The 25,935-nt window shown below is 71.2% G+C and carries 22 protein-coding genes; 5 read left to right on the plus strand and 17 right to left on the minus strand.

Annotated features, from left to right (window positions below; translation table 11 throughout):
• Window positions 1-111: 111 nt before the first annotated feature.
• The 10 genes from ABT342_RS01790 to ABT342_RS01835 form a co-directional block, all read right to left on the minus strand.
• The gene (locus ABT342_RS01790; RefSeq protein ID WP_351565458.1) at window positions 112-504 is read right to left on the minus strand and encodes a cytidine deaminase; all 393 of its coding nucleotides are present in this window, start codon (window positions 502-504) and stop codon (window positions 112-114) included.
• On the minus strand, window positions 501-1,892 hold the full coding sequence (locus ABT342_RS01795) for an ABC transporter permease (protein ID WP_351566285.1): 1,392 nt from the start codon (window positions 1,890-1,892) through the stop codon (window positions 501-503). Before ABT342_RS01795 ends, ABT342_RS01790 begins: the two co-directional genes overlap by 4 nt.
• Before the next feature lie 65 nt (window positions 1,893-1,957).
• On the minus strand, window positions 1,958-3,067 hold the full coding sequence (locus tag ABT342_RS01800; protein WP_351565461.1) for an ABC transporter permease: 1,110 nt from the start codon (window positions 3,065-3,067) through the stop codon (window positions 1,958-1,960).
• Entirely contained in the window at window positions 3,064-4,647 is a 1,584-nt protein-coding gene (locus ABT342_RS01805; protein ID WP_351566288.1) for an ABC transporter ATP-binding protein, read from the minus strand. The genes ABT342_RS01800 and ABT342_RS01805 overlap by 4 nt, the downstream gene beginning before the upstream one ends.
• Window positions 4,648-4,870: 223 nt before the next feature.
• Complete coding sequence (locus tag ABT342_RS01810) at window positions 4,871-5,920, minus strand: BMP family lipoprotein (RefSeq protein WP_351565464.1); 1,050 nt, start codon at window positions 5,918-5,920, stop codon at window positions 4,871-4,873.
• Window positions 5,921-6,067: 147 nt separating this feature from the next.
• Complete coding sequence (locus ABT342_RS01815) at window positions 6,068-7,354, minus strand: amidohydrolase (protein WP_351566291.1); 1,287 nt, start codon at window positions 7,352-7,354, stop codon at window positions 6,068-6,070.
• A gap of 311 nt (window positions 7,355-7,665) precedes the next feature.
• Window positions 7,666-8,733: a hypothetical protein gene (locus ABT342_RS01820; RefSeq protein ID WP_351565467.1), complete on the minus strand. Its 1,068-nt coding sequence runs from the start codon at window positions 8,731-8,733 to the stop codon at window positions 7,666-7,668.
• Window positions 8,734-8,738: 5 nt separating this feature from the next.
• Complete coding sequence (locus ABT342_RS01825) at window positions 8,739-9,680, minus strand: N-acetylneuraminate synthase family protein (RefSeq protein ID WP_351565470.1); 942 nt, start codon at window positions 9,678-9,680, stop codon at window positions 8,739-8,741.
• A 10-nt stretch (window positions 9,681-9,690) separates the two neighbouring features.
• Entirely contained in the window at window positions 9,691-10,950 is a 1,260-nt protein-coding gene (locus ABT342_RS01830) for a cytidylyltransferase domain-containing protein (RefSeq protein WP_351565473.1), read from the minus strand.
• 41 nt (window positions 10,951-10,991) lie between these two features.
• On the minus strand, window positions 10,992-12,341 hold the full coding sequence (locus ABT342_RS01835; RefSeq protein WP_351565476.1) for a DUF6716 putative glycosyltransferase: 1,350 nt from the start codon (window positions 12,339-12,341) through the stop codon (window positions 10,992-10,994).
• A gap of 187 nt (window positions 12,342-12,528) precedes the next feature.
• Between ABT342_RS01835 and ABT342_RS01840 the strand changes: the two genes are divergently transcribed.
• Together ABT342_RS01840 and ABT342_RS01845 are read left to right on the plus strand one after the other, a co-directional pair.
• Complete coding sequence (locus ABT342_RS01840) at window positions 12,529-13,521, plus strand: glycosyltransferase family 2 protein (protein WP_351565479.1); 993 nt, start codon at window positions 12,529-12,531, stop codon at window positions 13,519-13,521.
• Window positions 13,521-14,846, plus strand: a complete 1,326-nt coding sequence (locus tag ABT342_RS01845; protein ID WP_351565482.1) for an alpha-2,8-polysialyltransferase family protein — start codon at window positions 13,521-13,523, stop codon at window positions 14,844-14,846. The genes ABT342_RS01840 and ABT342_RS01845 overlap by 1 nt, the downstream gene beginning before the upstream one ends.
• A 91-nt stretch (window positions 14,847-14,937) precedes the next feature.
• Here the strand turns inward: ABT342_RS01845 and leuE are convergent, their stop codons facing one another.
• Both leuE and ABT342_RS01855 read right to left on the minus strand, forming a co-directional pair.
• Complete coding sequence (leuE, locus tag ABT342_RS01850) at window positions 14,938-15,591, minus strand: leucine efflux protein LeuE (protein WP_351565485.1); 654 nt, start codon at window positions 15,589-15,591, stop codon at window positions 14,938-14,940.
• Between the two features lie 63 nt (window positions 15,592-15,654).
• Entirely contained in the window at window positions 15,655-17,235 is a 1,581-nt protein-coding gene (locus ABT342_RS01855) for an acyl-CoA mutase large subunit family protein (RefSeq protein ID WP_351565488.1), read from the minus strand.
• A 193-nt stretch (window positions 17,236-17,428) separates the two neighbouring features.
• On the opposite strand from ABT342_RS01855, the gene ABT342_RS01860 reads away from it, so the two are divergent.
• A complete protein-coding gene (locus tag ABT342_RS01860; protein ID WP_351565491.1) occupies window positions 17,429-18,301 on the plus strand; it encodes a L,D-transpeptidase family protein in 873 nt (290 codons plus the stop codon).
• A 270-nt stretch (window positions 18,302-18,571) separates the two neighbouring features.
• On the opposite strand, the gene ABT342_RS01865 is transcribed toward ABT342_RS01860, so the two are convergent.
• The 3 genes from ABT342_RS01865 to ABT342_RS01875 all read right to left on the minus strand — a co-directional run bounded on the left by ABT342_RS01865 (window position 18,572) and on the right by ABT342_RS01875 (window position 21,094).
• On the minus strand, window positions 18,572-19,519 hold the full coding sequence (locus ABT342_RS01865; protein WP_351565494.1) for a hypothetical protein: 948 nt from the start codon (window positions 19,517-19,519) through the stop codon (window positions 18,572-18,574).
• Window positions 19,519-20,187 carry an RNA polymerase sigma factor gene (locus ABT342_RS01870; RefSeq protein WP_351566294.1) on the minus strand — a complete coding sequence of 223 codons (669 nt, stop codon included), beginning with the start codon at window positions 20,185-20,187 and terminating at the stop codon, window positions 19,519-19,521. Before ABT342_RS01870 ends, ABT342_RS01865 begins: the two co-directional genes overlap by 1 nt.
• 247 nt (window positions 20,188-20,434) lie before the next feature.
• Window positions 20,435-21,094, minus strand: a complete 660-nt coding sequence (locus ABT342_RS01875; protein WP_351565497.1) for a DinB family protein — start codon at window positions 21,092-21,094, stop codon at window positions 20,435-20,437.
• A 292-nt stretch (window positions 21,095-21,386) separates the two neighbouring features.
• Between ABT342_RS01875 and ABT342_RS01880 the strand changes: the two genes are divergently transcribed.
• A complete protein-coding gene (locus ABT342_RS01880) occupies window positions 21,387-22,925 on the plus strand; it encodes an N-acetylmuramoyl-L-alanine amidase (RefSeq protein WP_351565500.1) in 1,539 nt (512 codons plus the stop codon).
• 47 nt (window positions 22,926-22,972) lie between these two features.
• Window positions 22,973-23,440, plus strand: a complete 468-nt coding sequence (locus ABT342_RS01885; protein WP_351565503.1) for a MarR family winged helix-turn-helix transcriptional regulator — start codon at window positions 22,973-22,975, stop codon at window positions 23,438-23,440.
• A 116-nt stretch (window positions 23,441-23,556) separates the two neighbouring features.
• Here ABT342_RS01885 and ABT342_RS01890 read toward each other — a convergent pair whose 3' ends face one another.
• A complete protein-coding gene (locus ABT342_RS01890) occupies window positions 23,557-24,066 on the minus strand; it encodes a hypothetical protein (protein WP_351565506.1) in 510 nt (169 codons plus the stop codon).
• Window positions 24,067-24,168: 102 nt separating this feature from the next.
• Entirely contained in the window at window positions 24,169-25,755 is a 1,587-nt protein-coding gene (locus ABT342_RS01895) for a beta-N-acetylhexosaminidase (RefSeq protein WP_351565509.1), read from the minus strand.
• Window positions 25,756-25,935: the final 180 nt, after the last annotated feature.

The raw sequence follows: 25,935 nt of genomic DNA on the forward strand, positions 1-25,935 counted from the left end.
CACGTGCAAAGGGTGCGGCGACAACGCCGGCACAAAGGCAGCAGGGAGAGAGGGGAGAAAAGAGCGCGGCCCCTCCGCCGTGGGGGTGCGGAAGGGCCGCGGGCCCAGGACCTAGCCGAGCTTCTCCGGGCCGAAGGCCTGCGGAAGCATCTCGGAGAGCGGCAGGACGCCGATCGCGGTCTCCAGCAGCAGGCCGGGGCCGCCGAACTCGTACAGCAGCTGGCGGCAGCGCCCGCACGGCATCAGGATGTCGCCGTGCCCGTCCACGCACGTGAAGTGCGTGAGCCGGCCGCCGCCGGTGGCCTGCAGCTGCGAGACGAGACCGCACTCGGCGCACAGCGAGAGCCCGTACGACGCGTTCTCGACGTTGCAGCCGCTGACCGTGCGGCCGTCGTCGACCAGCGCGGCCGCGCCGACCGGGTAGCCCGAGTACGGGGCGTACGCGTGGGACATCGCATCCCGTGCGGCCTCCCGCAGGGCCTCCCAGTCGACGGCGGTGGTCACTTGCCCTGGCCCTTCTTGTACGGCATGCCGTCGGCCTTGGGCATCCGCAGGCGCTGTGCCGACACCGCAAGCACCAGCAGAGTGGTGACGTACGGGGCCGCGTCCACGAACTGGCTCGGGATCTTGTCGATGACGACGTAGCAGACGAGGACGGCCGCGGCCGTGACGACTGCGATCACCGGCTTCCAGGCCCGCTCTCCCAGCAGCACGGCAAGGACCGCGGCGGCGAGCAGGCCGGCCACCACCGCCAGAGACGTCGCGACGTACGACTCCCCGAGCCAGCTGCCGTAGAGCCAGTCGCTCGGCTTCTTGGCACGCTGGGAGACCTGGTTCAGGGCGTAGACGACCATCAGAACCGTGGTCAGGCCGACCGCCGCCAGGGCCGCGCGGGCCTTCGTCCGGTACAGCTGCCACAGCACGCCGAGCCAGATGACGAAGGCGATCAGCAGCAGGACGGCGAGGACGTTGTCCGCGCCACCGCGCAGCTTGAGGCTGTCGGTGAAGCCGAAGAGGCCGGCGCCGAGCGCCATTCCACCGGGCATCCAGTTACCGAAGATCATCGCGGCGAGGCCGATGTAGCCGCGGCCGCCGGTCTGGCCCTCCTGGTAGAGACCGGTGGACACGATGGCGAGGAACGCGCCGCCGAGGCCGGCCAGGCCGCCGGAGATGACGACGGCGATGTACTTGTACTTGTAGACGTTGACGCCGAGGGACTCGGCGGCGACGGGGTTCTCACCGCAGGAACGCAGCCGCAGACCGAAGCCGGTGCGCCACAGGACCCACCAGCTGCCGGGGATGAGCAGCAGCGCGACGACCGTCAGCAGCGACAGGTCGGTGACCAGGCCGCCGAGAACGCCAGCCAGGTCGGAGACGAAGAACCAGTGCTTCGCCTGGAGGTCGGCGAGCCAGTCCGACAGGCCCGGGACGGTGATGGCGGTGATCTGGTCGATGCGCGGGGACTGCTTGGACGAGCCGCCCGGGGCCTCGGCGAACGTGAAGTTCGACAGGTAGGCGGTGACGCCCAGGGCGAGGATGTTGATCGCCACACCGGACACGATGTGGTTGACGTTGAACGTGACGGTGATGATCGCGTGCAGCAGACCGCCGAGCGCGCCACCCGCGATGCCCACCAGGACACCGGTCCACGGCCCCCACTGGAAGCCCGCCCAGGCACCGAACCAGGTGCCGAGGATCATCATGCCCTCAAGGCCGATGTTGACGACGCCCGCCCGCTCGGCCCACAGGCCGCCGAGTCCGGCGAGGCCGATCGGGACCGCCAGCTGGAGGGCGCCGCGGACCTGGCCCACGGAGGTGAGGTCGTTCGCGCCACTGATCACGCGGACCAGCGAGAACAGTGCCAGTCCGCCCGCGATGATGAGCAGGATCATGGGCACGGACAGGGTGCGGCGGGCGCGCTTGACGGGCGCCGCGCCGGCCGGGACGGCCGTGGTGGTCACGCGGCCACCTCCTTGTTCTTGCGGGCGGCCTGGGCGGCGAGCTCCTCGCCGACCTTCTGCTGCTGACGGCGCAGCCCGTACTGGCGGACGAGTTCGTACGAGACGACGACCGAGATCACGATCAGACCCTTCATGATCGTGGTGATCTCCTTCGGGTAGCCGAACTGGTCCAGGTCGGCCGATGCCTTGTCCAGGAAGGACATGAGCAGCGCGGCGAAGAGGATGCCGAGCGGGTTGTTGCGGCCGAGCAGGGCGATGGTGATGCCCGTGAAGCCGACGCCGACCGGGAAGCTCAGGCTGTACGTGTGGGTCTGGCCGAGCAGCAGCGGCAGGCCGGACAGACCGGCGACGGCGCCGGAGATCAGCATGGCGGTGAGGACCATCTTCTTGGCGTCGACACCGCTCGCCTGGGCTGCGGACTCGCTGGCGCCGGTGGCGCGCAGGTCGAAGCCGAAGCGGGTGCGGTTGAGGGCGAACCAGTAGACGATGCCGAGCGCGAAGGCGACGAAGGTGAAGCCGTAGATCGCGCCGCCCTCGGTCTCCAGACCCGGGAACCAGCCGGACTCGGGGATCTCGCCCGTGGTCAGGTCGTTGGAGCCGGGGATCTGCACACCGAGGTTGGCCGGGAGGATCAGCCAGGCGATCAGGCTGGTCGCGATCGCGTTGAGCATGATCGTGGAGACGACCTCGCTGACTCCGCGGGTGGTCTTCAGGACACCGGCGATGCCCGACCACATGGCGCCGACGCCCATGGCGACGAGCGTGATCAGCAGGACGTGCAGCGGTCCGGGCAGCTCGACGGCGGCGCCGACGACGGCCGCGATCATCACGGCGAGGCGGTACTGGCCGTCCACGCCGATGTTGAACAGGTTCATCCGGAAGCCGATGGCGACGGCGAGCGCGGCGAGATAGTACGTACCGGTCTGGTTGACGATGTTGACCTGTACGTCGATGTACTCGGCGCTGTCGAGCATCAGCTCGTACGGCTCGATCGGGTTCAGGCCCGAGGCGAGCAGCACCAGGGTGGTGAGCAGGAAGGCCACGACCAGGGCGAGTGCCGGGCCGGCGACGCCCAGCAGCAGCCGGTCCTTGTCGAACTTCTTCATCGGCCCTCACCGTTCTCAGGCTGCTCGTCGTGCTCGAGGTGGCCGGTGGCGGCGCCGGTCATGGCCGAGCCCAGCTCCTCGGGGGTGATCGTGGCGGGGTCGGCGTCCGCGACCAGCCGGCCGCGGAACATCACCCGCAGGGTGTCGGAGAGCCCGATGAGCTCGTCCAGGTCGGCGGAGATCAGCAGCACCGCCAGGCCCTCGCGGCGCGCCTCGCGGATCTGGTCCCAGATCTGCGCCTGCGCGCCGACGTCCACGCCGCGGGTGGGGTGGGCGGCGATGAGCAGCTTGGGGTGGTGGCTCATCTCGCGGCCGACGATCAGCTTCTGCTGGTTGCCGCCGGACAGGGAGGCCGCGGTGACCTCGATCCCGGGGGTGCGCACGTCGTACTCGCGCACGATCCGCTCGGTGTCCTTGCGGGCGGCCTTGGGGTCGAGCAGGCCGCGCTTGCTGTTGGGGCGCTCGGTGACGTGGCCGAGGATGCGGTTCTCCCAGAGCGGGGACTCCAGCAGCAGTCCGTGCCGGTGGCGGTCCTCGGGGATGTAGCCGATGCCGTCCTCGCGGCGCCTGCGGGTCGGCGCGTGCGAGATGTCGACGCCGTCGAGGGTGATCACACCGCCGTCGGGGTCGGACATGCCCATGAGGGCCTCGATGAGCTCGGTCTGGCCGTTGCCCTCGACGCCGGCGATGCCCATGACCTCGCCCTTGTGGATGGTGAAGCTGATGCCGTCGAGGACCGCGCGGACGACGCCGTCGGGGTCGGTCTGGCTCAGGTGCAGCTTGTCCACGTCGAGCATCGGTACGTCCGTCACCGTCGACTCGCGGGTCTCCGGCGAGGGCAGCTCGCTGCCGACCATCAGCTCGGCGAGCTGCTTGGGCGTGGTGGTGCGCGGGTCGGCGGTGCCCACGGTCGTACCGCGGCGGATGACGGTGATGTCATCGGCGACCGACAGCACCTCGCCCAGCTTGTGGGAGATGAAGATGACGGTGAGGCCCTCGGCCTTGAGCTCGCGCAGGTTGTCGAAGAGCGCGTCGACCTCCTGCGGGACGAGCACGGCGGTGGGCTCGTCGAGGATGAGGGTGCGGGCGCCGCGGTAGAGGACCTTGAGGATCTCCACCCGCTGGCGGTCGGCCACACCGAGGTCCTCGACCAGGACGTCGGGGCGGATGTTGAGCCCGTACGCGCCCGAGATCTCCAGGATCTTCTTACGGGCCTTGGCCCCGATCCCGTACAGCTTCTCGCCGCCGAGGACGACGTTCTCCAGCACCGTGAGGTTGTCGGCCAGCATGAAGTGCTGGTGGACCATGCCGATGCCGACCTTGATGGCGTCGGCCGGGCTGTGGAAGGAGACCTGCTTGCCGTCGATGGTGATGGTGCCCTCGTCCGGCTTCTGCATGCCGTAGAGGATCTTCATCAGGGTCGACTTGCCGGCACCGTTCTCACCGACGAGGGCGTGGACGGTGCCCTTGCGGATGGTGATGTCGATGTCGTGGTTGGCGACGACGCCGGGGAAGCGCTTGGTGATGCCGCGCAGTTCTACGGCTGCAGCCGACGGCGGTGGCGGACTGGACGCGTTGATGACGCACTCTCCTTGACGGGAAAGGAGCGGGAGGACAGGCGAAGGCTGTCGCGGGCAGGGGGGTGGGGCGAAGTTACCGCGCCAGTAAGGGTTCTACGCGCGTAGCGACTTCAAATACCAAAAACCGGGAGGCGGAATGTGGCCCGGGGTCCGGAGGGACGGCTCACGCCGAGGCGTAGTGCCGTTCTCCCCGGACCCACGGGCCCGCAGTCCAGCCGCGCGGTTACGGAGCGGTCTTGACCGTGATCTTCTTGGCGATGATGTCGGCCTTGGCCTTGTCGACCGCGGCGACCACATCGGTCATCTTGGTGAACGCCGGGTTGGAGGTGGCCAGGCCCACGCCGTCCTTGTCGAGGCCGTAGCGGATCTCGCCGTTCTGCGGCTTGCCGTCCTTGACCGACTTGATCAGGTTGTAGACCGAGTCCGCGACGTCCTTGGTCACCGAGGTGAGGATGTACTCCTTGTACGTCGCGAGGCCCGCCTGGTTGTACTGGTCCGAGTCGACGCCGATGGCCCACTTCTTGGCCTTGGCGGCGGCCTCGATGGAGCCGGCGCCGGCGAGACCGGCGGCGGAGTAGATCACGTCGGCGCCACCGTCGAGCTGGCCCTGCGCGGCGGCCTTGCCCAGGTCGGGCTTGGAGAAGCCACCGAAGTCCGGCGGCTGCGTCAGGTACTGGACCTTGACGTTGACGTTCTTGTCGGTGTCCTTGACGCCCTGGACGAAGCCCGCCTCGAACTTCTTGATCAGCGGGGTCTCGACACCGCCGATGAAGCCCACGGTCTTCGACTTGGTCACCTTGGCGGCGGCGACGCCGGCCAGGTAGGAGCCCTGCTCCTCGTTGAAGACCAGGTTGGCGATGTTCTTGCCGGTCTTGGAGGTGTCGTCGATCAGACCGAAGGTGGTGTTCGGGAACTTCGGCGCGACGGCGGCGATGGCCGGGGCGTAGGCGAAGCCGACGCCGATCACCGGGTTGTTGCCGGCGCGGGCGAGCGAGGTGAGGCGCTGGATCTTGTCCGGGTCGCCCTCACCCTCGGCGGGCTCGGCCTCGTTGCCCTTGATGCCGAGGTCCTTCTCGGCCTTGGAGAGACCGGCGTAGGCGGCGTCGTTGAAGGACTGGTCGCCGCGGCCGCCGATGTCGTAGGCGATGGCGGCCTTGGGGGCGCCACCGTCCGAACCGGCATCGGACGACTTCTTGTCGCCACACGCGGTGACGGACAGTGCGAGTGCCGCAGACGCGACGCCCACGGTGGCGATCCTGGTGAATCGGCGCACTGGGAGGCTCCTTTAAAACCTGACCGAAAGCGCCACTTCCGGCGCTGGTTTCGCCGCGATCGTAACGCGCGTAGATGTCAGGTAAAGACGCGTTCGACAGCCGTTATCGGATCGACGCGAACAGCCAACGGAAGGTGAACTGTCCGATTACGAACGGTGGCCACCGCTTTCGCCCGCTCCATCCAGCAGGGCGGCGGCGGTGAACAGCTCGACCCCGACCCGGATCGCTTCCTCGTCCACGTCGAAGTCCCCCCGGTGCAGGTCCAGCCTGGCACCCGAGCCGGGCGGGCGCACGCCGAGACGGGCCATCGCGCCCGGGACGTGCTCCAGGTACCAGGAGAAGTCCTCGCCGCCGAGGCTCTGCTCGGTGTCCTCGATCGTGTGCGCTCCGCGACGGGCGGCCTGGGCGTCGCGCAGCAGCTCGGTCACGACCGGGTCGTTGACGACCGGCGGGACCCCGCGGATGTAGTTGATCTGCGACTTGGCGCGGTGCAGCGTGGCGATCTCGTCGATCGCCGCGTGCACCAGGTCCGGGGCGTCCCGCCAGGCCGGCAGGTCCAGGCAGCGGACCGTGCCGGACAGCTCGGCGTGCTGCGGGATGACGTTGCAGGCGTGGCCCGCCTCGATACGGCCCCAGGTCAGCGCCAGCCCGGAGCGGGCGTCGACGCGCCGGGACAGCAGTGCGGGGACCTCGCTGACCACCTTCGCGGCAGCCGTGACGAGGTCGGTGGTCAGGTGCGGGCGGGCGGTGTGGCCGCCCGGCCCGTCGAGCGTGATCTCCAGCCGGTCGCAGGCGGAGGTGATGGGGCCGGGCCGCAGCCCGATCCGGCCGGCGTCGACGCGGGGGTCGCAGTGCACCGCGACGATCCGGCCGACTCCGTCCAGCACGCCGGACTCGATGGCGTCGGACGCGCCGCCGGGCAGCACCTCTTCGGCGGGCTGGAAGATCAGCCGCACGGGACGGGGGAGCAGGCCCTGCCGGTCGAGCTCGGCGAGGACGAGTCCGGCGCCGAGGACGGCCGTGGTGTGGACGTCATGGCCGCAGGCGTGGGCGCGGTCGGGGACGGTCGAGCGGTACGGGACGCCCGTCTTGGTATCCGGGATGGGGAGGCCGTCGATGTCGGCGCGCAGCGCGAACATGGGCCGCACTCCGCCCGCCCGTCGCCCCCCGCCACCCATGTTCGAGCTTCGCGCACCTTCATCCGTGCCGATGTCACACATGAGCCCCGTGCCGGTCGCGAGCACCCGGGGCCGCAGCCCGGCGGCCTCCAGGCGGGCCTTGAGCGCGGCGGTGGTGCGGAACTCCTGGTTGCCGAGCTCGGGGTGCATGTGCAAGTCCCGGCGGAACGCGATCAGTTCCAGGCGGAGGGAATCGGACAGCGTGCCGGGCAGCACGGCGTCACCGGACGGAACGGCGTCGGGGTCGCGGGACATCAACTGGTTCACCTTTTGAAGGGTAGGCCCCTCCCTGCCCCAACTCACTCGAGATCAACAAAAGTTCAGCCCGATAGGGGAAAGAAAATCGTCTGACGACGCATGGCCGTCCGCCGGTGTGGGTAAGCTCACGGGAATTTTGACCACTATGTGGACACCCGTGGACATGGCCTGAGCAGGCTCGGTGAAGCCCGCTGCGGTTCGGCAGCGCCCCGAAGGGGCGCGGGGCTGTATCGATGTGCGGCTCCGCCGCGTGGGCGCGACCAGCCACGACGCACCCGCGGGTATCGCACCGACGTCCAGCGGAGCGGTTACGCGGGCGCCGGGAGTCGGTGGACGCCTCTGGCCGTGCCGGTGACCACCGCCAGGAAGCCCTGGGCCCGGGGTGAGGCGGTCTCTCTGAGCCACTCCGGTGCGATGTCGCAGACCGCGACCGTGATACCCGTCCCGGCGAGGGCGAGCGGCAGGGTGTGCACGACGGTCGAGGGGAAGCTCAGCACGGTGCGGCCGATCGGACCGCGGCGGGCGATCAGCTCCAGCGGCAGATCGGGCCGGACGATCTCCAGGCCGGTGCGGGCGGCGAGGCGGTGCAGTTTGTCCGGGCTCTCGCGGCGATGCGCGAAGTATCGGGTGGCGCCGTGCTCCGCGGCGAGCGCGGCGACGGCCTCCTCGTACTGCTCCGGGTCGACCACCCCCGTCTCCACGAGCGAGGTGCCGACCATGTCCGCGCCCCGGGTGAGGCGGGGCGGGCCGAACCGGGAGCGGGTCCACGGGTACGTGTTGGCGGTGACCGTGATCCCGGCCGGCGGGTCCACGGGCATCGAGGTGAAGACCTCGACCTCGCGGGAGGCCGACGGGGAGAGCCGGCGGCGGGCGGCGGCGGAGACCGGCGCGAGCACGAGCTCGCGCGGTCCCCGCCGGCCGCGCCGGTGCCAGCGCACGAGGCGCTCGCCCCTGGCCACCTGGGAGACGTACTCCATGGTGGCCGTGCCGTCGTCGACGACCGTCAGGTCCTTGGTGCCGACGAGGGTGAGGAGGAGCTGTACGTAGCGGGAGAACGGATCCCCTATGACGATCCGGTTCGCCTTGCGCAGCTGCGGCGCGAGCTGCCGGATCGTGCGCAGGGGCGCGCCCTTCCCGCCGCGCGCCTCCTGCCAGCGCACGGTGAGGCCTTCGTCGCGGGCGAGCTCGGCCATGCGGCGCAGCTGACCGCGCGACATGGGGTCGGTGGGCGACAGGACGACCACGGTGACGTCCTGTGGCACCGCCGCGCCGCCGGCTGTGGCCGGTGCGGCCGACAGCGCCGCGGACCTTGTGCTGTGGGCCCATTCGAGGACGTTCAGCAGCTGGACCGGGCTCTCGACGAAGGCGAGGTCCATGGTCGTCAGACCGCGACCGGCGTCGCGTTCCCGGCGGGCGCGGTCTGCTCGGCCTGCTCGGCGACGACCCCGGCGACCCGGCGGAGCTTCTTCATCGGGGCGAGCTCGGACTCGTACACCCGCTTGACGCCGTCGCCGAGGGCGGTCTCGATGGTGCGGATGTCGCGGACGAGGCGCGTGAGGCCGCCGGGCTCGACGGACGCGGCCTGGTCGGAGCCCCACATGGCGCGGTCGAGGGTGATGTGGCGCTCGACGAACGCGGCGCCGAGGGCGACGGCGGCGAGGGTGGTCTGCAGGCCGGTCTCGTGGCCGGAGTAGCCGATCGGGACGTTCGGGTACTCGGCCTGGAGGGTGCCCAGGACCCGCAGGTTGAGCTCCTCGGCCTTGGCCGGGTAGGTCGAGGTGGCGTGGCAGAGCAGGATGTTGTCGCTGCCGAGCACCTCGACGGCGTGGCGGATCTGCTTCGGCGTCGACATTCCGGTGGAGAGGATCACCGTCTTGCCGGTGGCGCGCAGGGCGCGCAGCAGCTCGTCGTCCGTGAGCGACGCGGAGGCGACCTTGTGGGCCGGCACGTCGAACTTCTCCAGGAAGGCGACGGCCTCGGTGTCCCAGGGCGACGCGAACCAGTCGATGCCGCGCTTCGCGCAGTGCTCGTCGATGGCGCGGTACTCGTCCTCGCCGAACTCGACGCGGTGGCGGTAGTCGATGTAGGTCATCCGGCCCCAGGGCGTGTCGCGCTCGATGTCCCACTGGTCGCGCGGGGTGCAGATCTCCGGGGTGCGCTTCTGGAACTTGACCGCGTCACAGCCGGCGTCGGCGGCGGCGTCGATCAGCGCGAACGCGTTGTCCAGGTCGCCGTTGTGGTTGATGCCGATCTCACCGGTGACGTAGACGGGGTGGCCGGGGCCCGCGGTCTTGCTGCCGAGGGTGCGCAGACGGGAGTTCATGGTGTGGTTCCTAACGGTCGGCTTGCTGGGCGGGGGTGGTGAGGGTGGGACCGAGAAGCCAGGCGGCGATCTCCCGGATCGCGCCGGCGCCACCGGGGGTGGCGGTGACGGCGCGGGCGGCGGCGCGCACGGAGTCGTGCGCGCTCGCGACGGCGACCGGCCAGCCGACGAGCCCGAAACAGGGCAGGTCGTTGACGTCGTTGCCGGCGTAGAGGACCCGCTCGGGCTGGACCGCGTGCTCCTCGCACCACTCCTTCAGGGCGAGGTCCTTGCGGTCGATGCCGTGCAGTACGGGAATCCCGAGCTTGCGGGCACGGGCCGCGACGACGGGGTTCTGCTCGCTGGAGAGGATGAGCAGCTTCAGCCCGGAGCGCTTGAGCGCGGCGATGCCGAGGCCGTCACCGCGGTGGACGGCGACGAGCTCGCGCCCGTCCGCGTCGATGAGGACCCGGTCGTCGGTCTGGGTGCCGTCGAAGTCGAGGACGACGGCGTCCACGTCGTGGTGGGTGGGCAGCGGCGCGGGGTCGAGCAGCGGCGCCAGCGCGCGGGCGCGGGCCAGATCGTGCGGGTCGTCGATCTCCAGCACCCGGGCCGGGTCGGTCTCGACGAGCGCGGTGCGCCCGAAGAACCGGTGCGCGTGCGTACGGAAGCCCTGGGCGTCCATGGCGTACGCCGCCCCGGTCTCCAGGAGGTCCTGGGGGCGGTCCTGGCGGCGGGGACGGAAGGACTTGTCGTGGTTGACGCCGTGGGCGTCCCCGGCGTCGGCGGCGTGCCCGGCGTCAGCGACTTCGGCTGCGTCGGCTGCGTCGGCTGCGTCGGCCGCTGCGGCCGTCCGGCGCCAGACGAAGGCGTGGAAGGGAGCGACGGTGACGGCCGTGGCGGCGCCGTCCTCTGCCACCGCCGAGGTGACCCCGTCGATGTCTTCGCTGGTCAGGAAGGGGCTGGTGCACTGGACGAGGAGGACCACGTCGACCGGGCGGCCGTGGGTCGCCTCGTGGGCGTCCATGGCGTGCAGTACGGCGGACTCGCTGGTCGCGGCGTCGCCCGCGAGGGCGGGCGGGCGCTGGACGACCTGCGCGCCGGCCGCGCGGGCCACGTCCGCGATCGCGGGGTCGTCGGTGGAGACGACCACGTCGGTGACGAGGCGGGCGCCGAGGCAGGCGCGGACCGCGCGGGCGACCAGCGGCACGCCGCCGACCTGGGCCAGGTTCTTCGCGGGGACGCCCTTGGAGCCGCCGCGAGCGGGGATCACGGCGAGAACGGTGGACATGGGGTGGGGCTCCTTCGGGTGCTTCCGGTCCTTGAGCTGGGTCACAGCGCGCCCATCCGGCGGATGACGGGGGCGACGCGCTGCACGCCGTGGCGGTACGCGCCGCGCGCCGCCCCCCGCACCGCGTCGCGCACCAGTCGGCGCACGCCGGTGGGCTCGGTCGCCGGGGCGGCGCCGGGCAGTGGGTTGCCGTCCGCGGCCAGGTGGTGGCGGGCGAGGAGGGCGGGCAGATAGCCGGGCGCGGTGGCGGGGGTGTAGTACGGGGCGAGCGGCGGGAGTCCGGGGCGGGCGAGCAGCTCCGCGACCCGCCCCCGCGCCTCGTCGAAGGCCGTGTCGTACGCGCCGTCGGCGGCGACGCCCTGGCGGGCGACCCACTCCGGATCGGCGACCGGGCGGTGTCCGCCGTCCAGGGCGTCCCAGGAGGTCAGCAGCCCGGAGCCGAGGAAGTGGTGGTTGCCGAGCGCCTCGCGCACCCCGAGGTCCGTCAGGACGGCGGTCGGGATGCGGCGGTGCAGGGATTCGAGCGCGGCCGTGGAGGAGACGGTGACCAGGAGGTCGGTGCGGTCGAGGACCTCGCCCATGTGCCCGTACACGAGGCTGAAGTTGGGCGGGAGTCCGCCGGGGAGCCGGTCCGCCAGCTTCTGGTACGGCAGCTCCTCCAGGTGCGTGGTGTGCTCGCCCGGCTTGGAGCGCAGCTTCAGGAGCACCTCGCGGTGGGGGTGCAGCCGTGCGTGCTCGACGAGCCTGCGCAGCAGATACGTGCGGTCGGCGCGGCTCTCCGGCACGGACGGCTGGGCCGCGAAGACGACGGTGTCGCGGCCGTCGTGCCGCTCGTAGGGCGCGCCGCCGAGGAACGGCAGCGCCGCCTCGGTCACGGCGGAGGCGTCGGCGCCCACGCCGTGGAACACCTCGCGGAAGCGGTCCGCGTCATGGCGGGAGTTGGCGAGGACGACGTCCGCGCCGTGCCGCAGCAGCAGACCGTCGGCGAGCTTCTCGTAGACGACGCCGACGTAGCCGGTGACCAGTACGGGCCTGCGGGGAAGGCGGAGGGCGGCGATGCCGTGGAGCATCGCCTGTACGGCGCCGCCGACGAGGGCGAGGACGACCAGGTCGTATCCCTCGTCGCGTAGCGCCCGCAGGAATTCGGCGCCGGTCACCTCGCGGAGGTCGTCCGCCGTGACCCCGACCTCGGCGAGCTGGCGCGCGGTGGGGGTGGCGCGGCCGCGGAGCAGGAACCCGGTCAGCTCGGGCTTGTTCGCGGCGTGCTCGGCGGTCTCGACGTGCTCGGCGTGCTCGGTGATACGGCGCGCGGTGAGCGCGCCCCATTTCCACCGGGTGTCGGAGTCGGCGAGCACGGCGACGCGCAGCGCTTCGCTGGTACGTGATGGCACGTCGAGGACGTTAGAAAGGCATCTGGCTCGGCGGCCCAACTGGACAGCAACAAATGGTTAACAGCGCGTCGACGAATCGCGAAATGACCTGATGGTCGAACGGGTTAACAATTCCGCCGCGCCCTGTTCACCCACTGTCTCTCCTGGGGTCAGAGTGAATGACGGGCCGGCGCTTAGTGTCCGGCAGGTGGTCAAGCTCTCCGTCATCGTGCCGTTCTACAACGTGCAGTCATATGCGCCCGACACTCTCAGAAGCCTGCGCGCGAACGCCCGCGAGGACTTCGAATTCCTGCTCGTCGACGACTGTTCGAAGGACGGGACCCCGGACATCCTGGAGCGCGCCGAGCGGGAGATTCCGGGAACGGTCCTGCTCAGACACGAACGGAACGGCGGTCTTGCCACGGCCCGGAACACCGGCCTGGACGCCGCACGCGGCGCGTACATCACCTTCCTCGACGGCGACGACTGGCTGGCGCCCGGCTACTACGAGCGGCTGCTCGCCGCCATCGAGGGGCTCGGCGTCGACTTCGTCCGCACCGACCACGTCCAGTGCACGGCCCGCGAGCGCAAGGTGTTCCGGGTGCCGGTGGGCCGTCGGGGCGAGGTGCTGCGACCGCGTGACGCGATCCTGCCGGCCGACCGCTCGACCTCCGTCGACTACCCGATGGCGTGGGCCGGGATCTACCGGCGGGAGCTGCTGGAGCGCGGATTGCTGCACTTCACCGACGGGCTGCGGACGGCGGAGGACCGGCCGTGGATCTGGCGGCTGCACCGCGAGGCGGAGTCGTTCGCGGCGGTGGGCCTGCTCGGGATCTTCTACCGTCGCGGAATCGCGTCATCACTGACGCAGATCGGTGATATCAGACAACTCGATTTCATCAGAGCTTTCGACCAGGTGCTCGATGAAACGACGAAGGATCCGGATTCCGACCGGCTGTTGCCGAAAGCCGTACGCACATACTGCGCCGTTATTTCTCATCATCTGGGATCAGTGGAGAGGTTCGAACCGGCCGTGGCCCGTAAATTGCGTTCGATGAGCGCGGCGGCGCTGCGGCGGATGCCGCAGGACATTCTCAAGGACGCGCTCGATTCGATGGACGCCGAACGGGCGTCGCGGCTGCGCAGGGTGCGCCGCCGTCCGATGTCCGTGTCCGCGCCTTCGGCGGGGGCGGACGCCTGATGGCCGCGACACGTACGACGCAGATCTTCTTCGCCTCGACGCTGTACGGGGCCGCCACGCTCGCCGCCGCGCTCGACAGCGGCTGCTTCGAGCCCGCGGACCGGCGGCTGCTGCTGGTCAGCAACAACGCGGCGACGCCGGAGACGACTCCGTCGCTCGACACGATGCCGGGCTTCGAGCGGCTGCGCGGCCGGTTCGACCGGGTGCTGTCCTGGAACGAGGCGATCGAACCGCTCCATCCGGGCGGCTGGGCGCCGCGTCCGGACGACGTGCCCCTGTGGGAGCGCCATCTGCGGATGCTGTGGGGGCTCGGCGACGACCGCGTCGAGCTGGCGGTGGAGTCCATCCAGGTCAACCCGGCACTGGCGATCGCCCAGCTGTTCCCCGACGCGCGGCTCGATGTGTACGCGGACGGGCTGATGAGCTACGGCCCGACCCGGAGCAAGATCGACCCGCTGGTCGGTGAGCGGGTACGCCGGCTGCTCCATCTCGACCTGGTGCCGGGGCTGGAGCCGCTGCTGCTGGCGGAGTTCGGGGCGCGGCCGCAGCTGGTGCCGGTCGAGGCGTTCACGAAGGTGGTCGACGAACTGGCCTACGGAGCCGAGGAGTTGCCGTTCGACGGCGCCGCTCCCGCGCTGCTGCTCGGCCAGTACCTCACGGCGCTCGGCATCATCACCGCCGCCGAGGAGGAGGACCTGCACCTGCGGATGGTCCGCGGCGCGGTCGCGCTCGGCCACCGCAAGCTCGTCTTCAAGCCGCACCCGGTGGCCCCGGCCGCGTGGTCGCGCGCGCTGGAGCGAGAGGCCGGGAAGCTCGGCGTGGAACTGACCGTGCTGGAGCGGCCGTTGCTGGCGGAGGTGCTGTACCGGAGGCTGAAGCCCGCGCTGGTGGTGGCCTGCTTCTCGACCGCCCTGCTGACGGCGAGCACGTTCTACAGCATCCCGGTGGCCAGGATCGGCACCGAGCCGCTCCTCGACCGGCTCACCCCGTACCAGAACAGCAACCGGGTGCCGCTCACCCTCGTGGACGCCCTGGTCCCCGACCTGGAGGCCGGCGCCTCGGGCGCCCCGCGCCCCGCGGACGACGCCCTTCGCGGACTCGTCCGGGCGGTCGGCTTCGCGATGCAGCCGCAGCTGCGCCCCGATCTGCGCGAGGCGGCGCAGACGTACCTGTCCGCGCACCTGTCCCCCCGCACCTGGCGCTACTTCAAACGCCGCCGCCTCACCGTGCTGGGCCTTCCGGGAGGCCTCCCGGTGCCCCGGAACGCGGCGGTACGCAGGGTGGCGCGGCGGGTGCGACGGCTGAAGCGGGCGGCGCTGGGCTGACGGCCGCCACATGCCGCGCCGACTCCAGCGGTGAAGCGTCGGCTGTCAGCTGTCGGTCGTCGGCTGACGGCTCACGGCCGTCCGGAGAACGTCACGCGCTGCTGAGCGACAGCTTCACCGCGAAGCCGAGGAACAGCGCGCCCGCCGCCGACGTGGCACCCGCCGACAGCCGCTTGCGGCGGCGGAACGCGGACGCCAGATGCGTGCCGGTGAATATCAGCAGGGTGAGGTAGAGGACGCTCGCGACCTGGGCGAGGCCGCCGAGCACCACGAAGGAGAGCGCCGGGTACGCGTAGCCCGGATCCACGAACTGCACGAAGAAGGCGACGAAGAAGAGGATCGCCTTGGGGTTGAGCAGGCTGATCACGAAGGCTCGGCGGCACGGCCGCTCGGCGCCCGGCCCCGCCTCGCCGACGACATCCGCGACCGCCTTGTCGTGGCGGCTGCGCCACATGCCCCAGGCGGCCCTCATCATCCCTATGGCCAGCCAGGTCAGATAGCCCGCGCCCGCGAACTTCACTGTCCCGAAGAGCACGGCGTTGGCCTGGAGCAGCGAGGCGACCCCGGCGGCGGACAGGGTCATCAGCACAGTGTCTCCGCACCAGACCCCGGCTGCGGCCGTGTAGCCCGTGCGCACACCCCGGCGCGCCGCGACCGAGAGCACGTACAGCGAGTTCGGCCCCGGCAGCAGAACGATCAGGACGAGGCCCACGAGGTAGGTCGGAAGATCTGTCACACCCAGCATGCGACGGAGTGTCGCACGCGAGTACGACACTCCGTCCTTGTATTCCACATACCGGAAAACCGGTCAGAACGCGTCCGTCGGGACGTACGTCCCCCACACCTCCCGCAGCGCGTTGCACACCTCGCCCACCGTCGCCCGCGCCCGCAGCGCGTCCTTCATCGGGTACAGGACGTTATCCGTCCCCCCGGCCGCCCTCTTCAGCGCCGCGAGCGCCGTGTCAACGGCCTCCCGGTCGCGGTCCGCCCGCAGCTTCGCCAGCCGCTCCGCCTGCTGGGCCTCGATCGCCGGGTCGACGCGCAGGGGCTCGTACGGCTCCTCCTCGTCCAGCTGGAAGCGGTTGACGCCGACGACGACGCGCTCGCCGCTGTCCGTCTCCTGCGCGATGCGGTACGCGCTGCGCTCGATCTCGCTCTTCTGGAAGCCGCGCTCGATCGCGTGGACCGCGCCGCCCAGGTCCTCCACCTTGCCCATCAGCTCCAGGGCCGCCGCCTCCACGTCGTCCGTCATCTTCTCGACGACGTACGACCCCGCGAACGGGTCGACGGTGGCCGTGACGTCGGTCTCGTACGCCAGGACCTGCTGGGTGCGCAGGGCCAGGCGGGCCGACTTGTCCGTCGGCAGGGCGATGGCCTCGTCGAAGGAGTTGGTGTGCAGCGACTGGGTGCCGCCGAGGACGGCGGCGAGGCCCTGGACGGCGACCCGGACCAGGTTCACCTCGGGCTGCTGGGCGGTCAGCTGCACGCCCGCGGTCTGGGTGTGGAAGCGGAGCATCAGCGACTTGGGGTTCTTCGCGCCGAACTCGTCCTTCATCACCCGCGCCCAGATCCGTCGGGCCGCGCGGAACTTGGCGACCTCCTCCAGGAGCGTCGTACGGGCGACGAAGAAGAAGGACAGCCGGGGCGCGAAGTCGTCAACGTCCATCCCGGCCGCTACGGCCGTTCGGACGTACTCGATACCGTCCGCGAGGGTGAAAGCGATCTCCTGCGCGGGGGACGCCCCGGCCTCCGCCATGTGGTAGCCGGAGATCGAGATCGTGTTCCATTTCGGGATCTCGGCCTTGCAGTACTTGAAGATGTCGGCGATCAGCCGCAGCGAGGGCTGGGGCGGGAAGATGTACGTGCCGCGGGCGATGTACTCCTTCAGCACGTCGTTCTGGATGGTGCCGGTCAGCTTGTCCGCGGGGACGCCCTGCTCCTCGCCGACCAGTTGGTAGAGAAGCAGCAGCAGCGCGGCCGGGGCGTTGATCGTCATCGACGTGGAGACCTTGTCCAGCGGGATACCGCCGAACAGCACCCGCATGTCGTCGATCGAGTCGATGGCCACACCGACCTTGCCGACCTCGCCGTGCGCGATCGGCGCGTCGCTGTCGTGGCCCATCTGGGTCGGCAGGTCGAAGGCGACGGAGAGGCCCATCGTGCCGTTGGCGATCAGCTGCTTGTAGCGGGCGTTCGACTCGACGGCCGTGCCGAAGCCGGCGTACTGGCGCATCGTCCAGGGCCGTCCGGTGTACATCGACGGGTAGACACCGCGCGTGAACGGGTACGAGCCCGGCTCGCCGAGCTTCTCGGCCGGGTCCCACGCGTCCAGGGAGTCCGGCCCGTACACCGGCTCAATGGGCAGTCCCGACTCCGACTCGCGCGCCATGTGCTGTGCCTCCCGCTATAAGCCTGCTAAAGCTACTGACTGGTACCGACCCTCGCGACGGACTGTAGCGGCGGGCGTGCGGCCGATGGAGTGCCGCACGCTGGGACCTTCCTCACAGGATGGCCCACTGTCCGCAACCAAGCACGGTCGGGAAGCATCCCTATTCACACACGACTCGTCCCGGGGGGCTCCTATGCGCCGCACGTCCGTCCTGCAGAGAACGCTCATGGCCGCGATGGCCGTGGCCCTGGCCGCGGGCTGCACCGCGCAGGGCACGGGCGGCGGTGCGTCCGCGACGCCGTCGAAGGGGCCCGCCACACCGGCCGCGCCCGTCGTCGACGACAACAAGGACGACGACAAGCCGGCCGGCTCCCCGTCCCCCTCCGGCTCGGGATCGCCCTCCGCCGGGCAGACCGGCCCGTCCGCCGACACGGCCAAGGTGCTGATGCAGGAGGGCACGGAGAACGAGCAGGTCCGCGAGCTGCAGGCGCGGCTCCGGCAGCTCGGATACTTCCACCGCAGCCCCACCGCGTTCTACGGCTCGATGACCTCGGACGCGGTCCGCGGCTTCCAGGAGAAGCGGGGGCTCGCGGCCACGGGGTCGGTCGACGAGACCACCTGGACGAAGCTCACCGAGATGTCCCGGAAGCCGACCGCGGACGAGCTGCGCCCGCCGACGACCAACACGCTGGACAAGCCCGACGAGCGCTGTATGACGGGCCGGGTGCTGTGCATCAGCAAGGAGAGCAGGACGCTCGCCTGGATGATCGACGGCAAGGTGATCTCGGCGATGGACGTGCGCTTCGGCTCGGAGAACACCCCGACCCGCGAAGGCATCTTCAAGGTCGACTTCAAGAGCCGTGACCATGTGTCGACGCTGTACGACACGCCCATGCCGTACGCGATGTTCTTCAGCAGGGGCCAGGCGGTGCACTACTCGTCCGACTTCGCGGCCCGGGGGTACAACGGTGCCTCGCACGGCTGCGTCAACGTCCGGGACAAGGGCAAGATCGCCCAGGTCTTCGACCAGGTGAAGGCCGGCGACAAGGTCGTCGTCCACTGGTGAGTCGCTGGTGAGACCACTGGCGACGAGGAAGTGAGGGGGCGCGGGCGGGACCGGGGGAACGTGTCCCGCCCGCGCCTTGTGCGCCGAGCCGTAGGTACGGGGGGAACCCCGGCTCAAGCGCGGCCGATGACCAGTCGGCTCACTCTCTACTGCGTCACCGGCTCAAAAAACGTCACACCTGGCCGGAAATTTTTTCCGCGAATCACAAAACCGCAGGTCAGAGCGGTGACCTAAAGGTGCGGGGCCCAGGAATGGCTGGAAACACCAGGGTCAGTGGACGAGCACCGGGACGGCGGAGACGACCGGGGCCGCCGTGATACGCGGGGCGATCGGGACGGCCGCGGCGGCGGCTCGGTCGCCGCCGTCGTCGTCGCCGTCGCCGTTCCTTTCGCTGTCGCCGCCGGAGCCGTCACGGCCGCCGCTGCCGCTGCCGGACAGCAGCTTGTGGCAGAACCGCTTGACGTTGTCCGCGCCGTCGGCCCACTTGTCCAGCCGCCGCTTGCGCTCCTCGTCGATCCGGCCGCTGCGGTAGTCACGGCAGGCCTCGACCGCCTTGCGGTACCGGTCCCGGTCGCCCGTCTTCCCGTCCCCCTTCTCGGCGGCCTCGTCCCGCCCGCCGCCGCGGCCGCTGCCGGACGGCGGCGCGCTCGTCGCCGGTGCGGCCGGCCCGGAGGCGGAAGGGGCGGACGGGGTGGCCGCGCCGGACGGCGGCGCCGAGGGGTCGGCCGCATCGCGCCCGCCGCTCGGCGATCCGGATACGAGCGGGCCGGGCGTGGCGGGGGCCGATACGGAGGCGGCGGGTTCCGGATCGCGGTCGGCGCCGAACGGGGTGGGCAGCACGCCGGCGCCGGCGGCGACCGCCACACCGCCCACGGCGAACCCCGCGAGCGAGGCCGCGAGACCCCAGCGCACGGGTCTGCCCCAGCGCACCGGCCGGGACGCCGCGGCGAGCCGCACCGTGGGCAGCAACTCCTCCGCGCCGCCGTCGCGTACCTTGCGGAACGCCGCCAGCGCGGCCTCCTCGCCGCGCAGCGGCTCCTGGGCCGCGGCGGCCTCCCGGGCGATCTCCGTGCCGTCGGCCGTGCGTACGGCGTCCAGTGCGGCCGCGAGGCGGTCGGCGGCGCTACGCGCGTCAACACCGACGGTCTCCACCTGGTCACCGCGCAGCAAACGCTCCGCCGCCTCCTGGTCGAGCCATTCGTACCGCTCGTCGGCCATCACATGTCCTTCTGCGTCCGCAGCCGCGAATGCGTCACACCGGCGGGGCGCGCCGACGCACCGCCGCGGGGGTCACGCTGCGGCGGTACGGCTCCGAGCCCCGTCTCCACGGGACCTTGATCCGCTCCCAGCAGCTCCGCCAGCCGCTTCAGCCCCCGGTGCGCCGCCGTCCGTACCGCGCCGGGCCGCTTGCCCAGCGTCTCGGCCGCGCTCTTGGCGTCCAGGCCGACGACCACGCGCAGCACGACGGCCTCCGCCTGGTCCTGCGGGAGTTGGGCGATGAGCTCCATCGTCCGGCCGGTGGCGAGGGCCTCCATGGCCTCCCCGGCGGTGTCCGACTCGGCGGGCTTTCCGGTCAGTTCGGTCTCGTCACCGCCGACCGCGGGCCGCCGTCCCCTCATCCGTATGTGGTCCAGGGCACGATTGCGGGCGATCCGCGCGGCCCAGCCGCGGAAGCGGTCCGCGTCACCGCTGAACCGGTCCAGGTCCCGGGCAATCTGCAGCCAGGCCTCGGACGCCACGTCCTCGGCGTCCGGCTCTCCGACCAGCGTCCTTATGTAGCCGAGCAGCCGCGGTTGCACGGCGCGGTACACAGTCCGGAAGGCGTCTTCGTCCCCGTCCTGCGCCGCGAGCACCGCGGCGGTCAGCTCCGCGTCGTCCCCCAGCACTCCCACAACCCGTTCGTCATCGCGGCTGGTCACAGCCGCCGCACCGCCCAGCGCGCAGCAGAACGCTACGTCCTACCCCCGCGTACGTCCATGTCTAGTACAAGTTGCAACATTCCGCTGGCGGAGGGCGGGGGCAGGGCGTGTGACAGAAAACGCACTCATGGCGCTGAAGGTAGTACGGGGTCGCCCAGCGGCCCCGGCGGACGACGACCGGGGCCTCTCCTGTGGGGGGTGGCGGCCCCGGTCGTCATTTCCGGGAAGCCTCCACGGCCCCGTGCCACCGCCACGACTCCAGCCGCCCCCGCCCCGGCAGTTCGCCTCGGCCCGTCGCCCACAGCAGGGTGGCCCAGCGGTCGGTCCCGGCCGGCGCGTCGGGGAAGAGGCGGGCGAGGACCCGGTCACAGAGGCCCGCCGGCGGAGTCCAGGGGACGCCTAGACCGGCGGCTATGTCGTGCGTGTGGACGAGCGTCTCGACCACCCCCATGGCCGCGAAGCCCTCCGGGTCGCTCACCCCGAACACGTGGTACGCGCGACGGTCCGCCGGAGTCGTCCGCACCATCGCCACCAGTAGCGCCCCGCACGACTCGAGCACCTGGAGCAGCCCGCGCGGGCCGCCCTCCGGGTCGGCGTAGGTCACGTTGGAGGGCCCGCCCTCCCGGCGCGGGGCCCAGAGGAAGGGGACCTCCCGGTCCAGCGGGGGCGCCTCGGGGCCGATGCGGGTCGCGTACGAGAAGAGGTCGTCGGCCAGGTGCTCGACGGTCTCCCAGCATGTCCACTCCAGGGTCCCCGCCTTGGCGTGCCAGTCGGCACCGAGGCGGCCGCGCAGGGTGGCGAGGGCGAGGCGGACGGCGTGCTGAACGTCGTCCGCGGTGACGGGGATTCGCACTGATGCGTGATCATCGACCATGGCGGGACCGTACCAACGGCATGTGCCGGGGTGTCGCCCGTTTACCCGACCGTTCGAAAGACCGTTCACTCGACCGTTCATCGAACCGCCGGTTGGACCGTTTGCACGACCGTTCGTTGGACCGTTCGCTGGACCGTTCGCTGGACCGCTTGATCGAGCGTTTGATCGACCGTTTTCCTATGGGCCGTCAATCACCTGCTCATTTCGGGCGATCAATGGCATGGTCGAGCCCCTATTACGGAAGTTTGCCCCTGCTCGCTCCCTATGCTCCCGCCTCATGAGAAACCGCCCCATGAGGCACTCCCGGACCGCCCTTGCCCTCGCGGGCGCCGCCGCCATCGGACTCTGCCTCACGGAGCCCGCGGGTTCGGCGCCGCCGCCCATCACGAAGAGCGGTGACGTCCACACCGTGCCCGTGCCGGCCGGCACCGACCCGGCGTCGCGCACGCTCCCCGCCAGGGCCACCGAGCCGTTCAGCATGATCGGCCTCACCTGGAACGATCCGTCCGCGCAGCTCGGCGGCACGGCCGAGGTACGCACCCGCGACAGCCGCACCGGCACCTGGTCCGCGTGGCACGAGCTCGACGCGGACGTCCGTACGCCCGAGTCCGGGCCCGAGCGCGCCGGTGCCGCCGGGGTGCGGGGCGGCACGGCCCCGCTGTGGGCCGGGCCGTCGGACGGGGTGGAACTGCGGGCGGACGGGGAGACCCTGCCGGAGGGGCTGCGGGTCGAGCTGGTCGACCCGGACGGCGGCGACGACGTCGTCTCCGTACCGACGACGCTGCGGGCCGACGAGCCCGCGGGCGCGCCCGCGCTCACGTCGCGCGCGGGCTGGGGGGCCGACGAATCGCTCGTCACCCAGTCACCCACGTACAACACCAGCGCCAAGGCGGTCTTCGTCCACCACACCGCCGGGACGAACGACTACACCTGCGCGGAATCGGCCTCGATCGTCCGGGGCATCTTCACGTACCACGTGCAGAGCCAGGGCTGGAGCGACATCGGCTACCACTTCCTGGTCGACAAGTGCGGCACGGTCTTCGAGGGCCGTGGCGGCGGGATCGACAGGCCCGTGCAGGGCGCGCACACCTACGGCTTCAACATCGACACGAGCAGCATCTCCGTCCTCGGCGACTTCATGACGGCCACCGCCCCCCAGGTCGTGCTCGAGACGGTCGCCGAGCTCGCCGCCTGGAAGCTCGGGCTGGACGGCTACGACCCGGAGGGCACCGTCGGCCTGACCTCGAGCACCGACAACGGCATGTACGACAAGGGCGAGAAGGTCACCCTGAACCGGATCTCCGGCCACCGCGACGGCTCGCCGACCGATTGCCCCGGGGACCATCTGTACGACGACCTGCCCGAGATCCGTGCGCTGGCGGCACAGGCGGCGGCGGAGGGGGACGGGGACGGGCTCGATGCCTTCGAGGAGGCCCCTGAGGAGGCCCCCTTCGAGCAGGGCGTCGGCAACGCGCCCGGCGACACGCCCGGCGACGTTCCCGGCGACGCCACCGAGGTCGGCAGCGCGACCGGCGACTTCAACGCGGACGGCCGCCCGGACACCGCCGTCACCTACCGTTCGGCGCAGGGCACGCGGCATCTGGTGCTGCGGATGGCCGGCGCTCCCGCCACCGTGCTGCACGGCGCCGGCGGGCAGTCGCTCGCGGCCGGTGACCTGAACGGCGACGGGTACGACGATCTCGCCGTCGCCGGCCCGGAGGGGATCACCACCTTCCGCGGCTCCCCCACCGGCCTCACCACCACCGGCGCGCCGACGCTGGACGTGGCACCGGCGGCCATGCGAACGCCCCTTGACCTCAAGTCTGCTTGAGGTTTTATGGTGATCTTGTTGAAGTGATCACCCGGAGGGGGACGGACATGGGAACCAAGGAGTACTCGGAAGAAGAGCTGGCGGCTCAGCCGATCGCGTACTGGGCCGGCGTGGCCCACGACGCGATCCTCGGGTTCATCCGGCAGCGGCAGGCCGAGCTCGGGTTCACGCAGCCCCAGTACTGGATGCTCCGGTATCTGTCGAAGAACGACATCTCGGTGGACGGCCACGGCATGACCGTGGCCGAGCTGCTGGAGGTCACGAAGACGTACCGGCGGGTCGAGGACGACCTGGCGGCGGACGCCGAGACGATGCTGGCCAGGGGCTGGGTCACCCGGGACGGCGAGGGCCGGCTGTGGATCACGGAGGCCGGGGACGCGGCACGCGCGGACCTCAAGGCCCACGCACCCGCGTGGCGCGACCGGATACACGAGGGCATCGACGACGCGGACTACGTGACGACCGTCAAGGTGCTGCGGCAGATGATGCGGAACGTGGGCAGCGAACTGGTGTAGCCGGTGGATCCGGCCTGACCCGGAGGCGGATCCAGCCCGAGATGCGAATCCAGCCCGACCCGAAAGCGGATCAGGCGGGATCCGAAAGCGGATCCGGCCTGATCCACAAGACACCCCTAGCCGCCCGCCCTCGCCCGCCGGGACAGGGCGGCGCGGAGCACACGCTGCCCCGCCTTCGACACGTCCAGCGCTCGGCGCAGTCCCGCGCCGTCCGGAGTGCGGGCCAGCAGTTTCAGGATCTGGATCTGGCGGCGCTGTTCCCCGCCGCCGAGCGGGCCCTGCGTGCCGCCCGCCGGGTCCAGTTCCTGGTGGAGTTCGAGCGCGAGGGAGGAGCAGGCGGCCGCCCATTCGGCGAGCGGGCCCGCGGCCCACTCCGACGGCGCGGCGCCGATCATCTTCCGTACCGGGGCCGCCGTCCCGCCGGGATCGGGGGCGGCGTCCAGGGCGGCTCTGGCCTCCGCGAGCCGCTCGGCCCAGCCCTCCTCGCCCTCGGCGATGCCCGCCCAGAGGGGCCGCAGTACATCGGTCTCGTCGACGAGCAGGGGCAGACAGCGGTCGAGGCAGGCCAGACCGCTGGCGGCCAGACTCCGCTCATCCGCCTCGGCCAGCAGTTCCACCAGGGTCATGGGGGCTCCCATCGGGTGCGGGTACCCCTATCTGCGCCGCGTGACCGAAAAGCGTCACACAGTGGCCGCGGCCCGTCCCCCGCCGGGGCCTTCGTACGCGGTTCAGCCCAGTTTCTGTGCCAGCGCGCCGAAGGCCGCCCAGTCCAGCACCGGCGCGCCCGGTGTCCACAGCTTCTGTGCCACGGCCCGCAGCGGCATCCTGATGCCCGCCGCGACCTGGTCCTGGGTCTGGGCCCGTGAGAGATCGGCCCAGACGGCGAGGCGGCCGCCCAGGATCTGCCCGGAGTAGCGGGCCGGGACGGCGGTGGTGCCGCGCAGCACCAGCGGCGTCCACTCCTCGTAGATACGGCGGCCGGTGGGGTAGGTGAACTGGTTCGGCTCGCCGAGCACGTAGTAGAGGTACTCGTCGTTGAGGTTGACCACCCGGCGGCCCTCGGCCAGATACTCCTGCGGCGGCCGGGCGCCGATCTCCTTGCCCGTCCAGTACTCGACCTCGACGTCCTTGTCCGCGGTGACCACACCGCCCCCGAAGAACCCGTCGTTCCAGGCCTTCGCCTTCTTCTGCGCCGTACGCACCACCGCCGCGCGGTCGTTCAGCCAGCCGGTGGCCAGGTCCCGCACACCGGCGCTCGCGCCGTACTTCTGCCGGGCCGCCCGGGCCAGCTGCGGATAGGACGCCGCCGGGTCCCGGACGGTCAGCGCCTGGTACTCGTCGGCGCCGATGTGGAACCAGGCGCCGGGGAAGAGTCCCGCGTATTCGCGCAGGAGGTCGTCCACGAGCGCCGCCGACTCGGGCTTGGAGATGTCGATGGCGCCCTGTCGGGGCGTGCCCTGGACGCTCAGCAGCTGGAGCTGCGGGTGGGCCTTGAGGACGGCGCCGAGGTGCCCCGGCGAGTCGATCTCGGGCACGACGGTGATGTGCAGGCTCTGGGCGAGGGCGATGATCCGGCGCACCTCGGCCTTGCTGAGGTGCTGCGCGGAGACGACCTCGGGGTGCGAGTCGGAGGCGATCCTGAAGCCCTGGTCGTCGGAGAAGTGCAGGCCGAGCTGGTTGAGCTTGAGGTCGGCCATCTCCCGCAGCCGGGCCTCGATCCAGTCGGCGGTGAAGTGCTTGCGCGCGATGTCGAGGTTGAGCCCGCGCTGCGGCCGGTCGGGCCGGTCGCGCACGACGCCCTCGGGGACGCTGCCGCCCGAGCGCAGCGCCTGCTTCAGGGTGCGGGTGCCGTAGAACACGCCGGCCTCGTCCGGGCCGGTGATCCGGACGCGGTTGTCGCGGGTGGTGAGCGTGTACGACTCCGGGTCGGCCCGGCCGTCGGCCCCGAGGGCCAGCTCGACGTCGCCCGTCCGGGCGGGGCCGCTGTTCCGGAAGCCGGTCTTCAGGTCCTGCGACAGCAGCCGGGCCTCGTCGGCGAGCACCTCGCTGCCCTTGGCGACGACGACCGCGCTGCCGGGGCCGGGCCGCCAGCCGGGGCCGCGCGCCGGTTCGTGCTCGCGTACAGAGGGGATGGTGCGGGGCGCCGTGGAGAGCGGATAGGTCCGGGTGGGGGAAGGCGTCGGCGTGGGCTCGGGTGCCTGTGCGTCGGCCGGAGTGGTGGGCACCGTAGCGCCGCAGGATACGAGGGTGGTGAGGAGGGCGGCGGCCGTGACCGCCGCGCCCACTATCCGTGCGCCTCTGGAATGCCCACGCATGCCCTTAGCCTCCCCCAACGGGCTAAGTACGGCCAATCGGGCCGAAGTGCGCGAAGTCGGTCCCGTTCGTCTACGATTCGCGTCGAAACTCTCCCCTCCGGGTGAAATTCGCGTATCCGTCGGACGCCTCCCGCCGGAGATCGATAGCGTGACGGCTCAGCCGCCCCACCTCTCCCGGAG

This window comes from Streptomyces sp. NPDC000410 (assembly GCF_040300305.1).
In the GTDB taxonomy this organism is placed as follows: Bacteria; Actinomycetota; Actinomycetes; order Streptomycetales; family Streptomycetaceae; genus Streptomyces.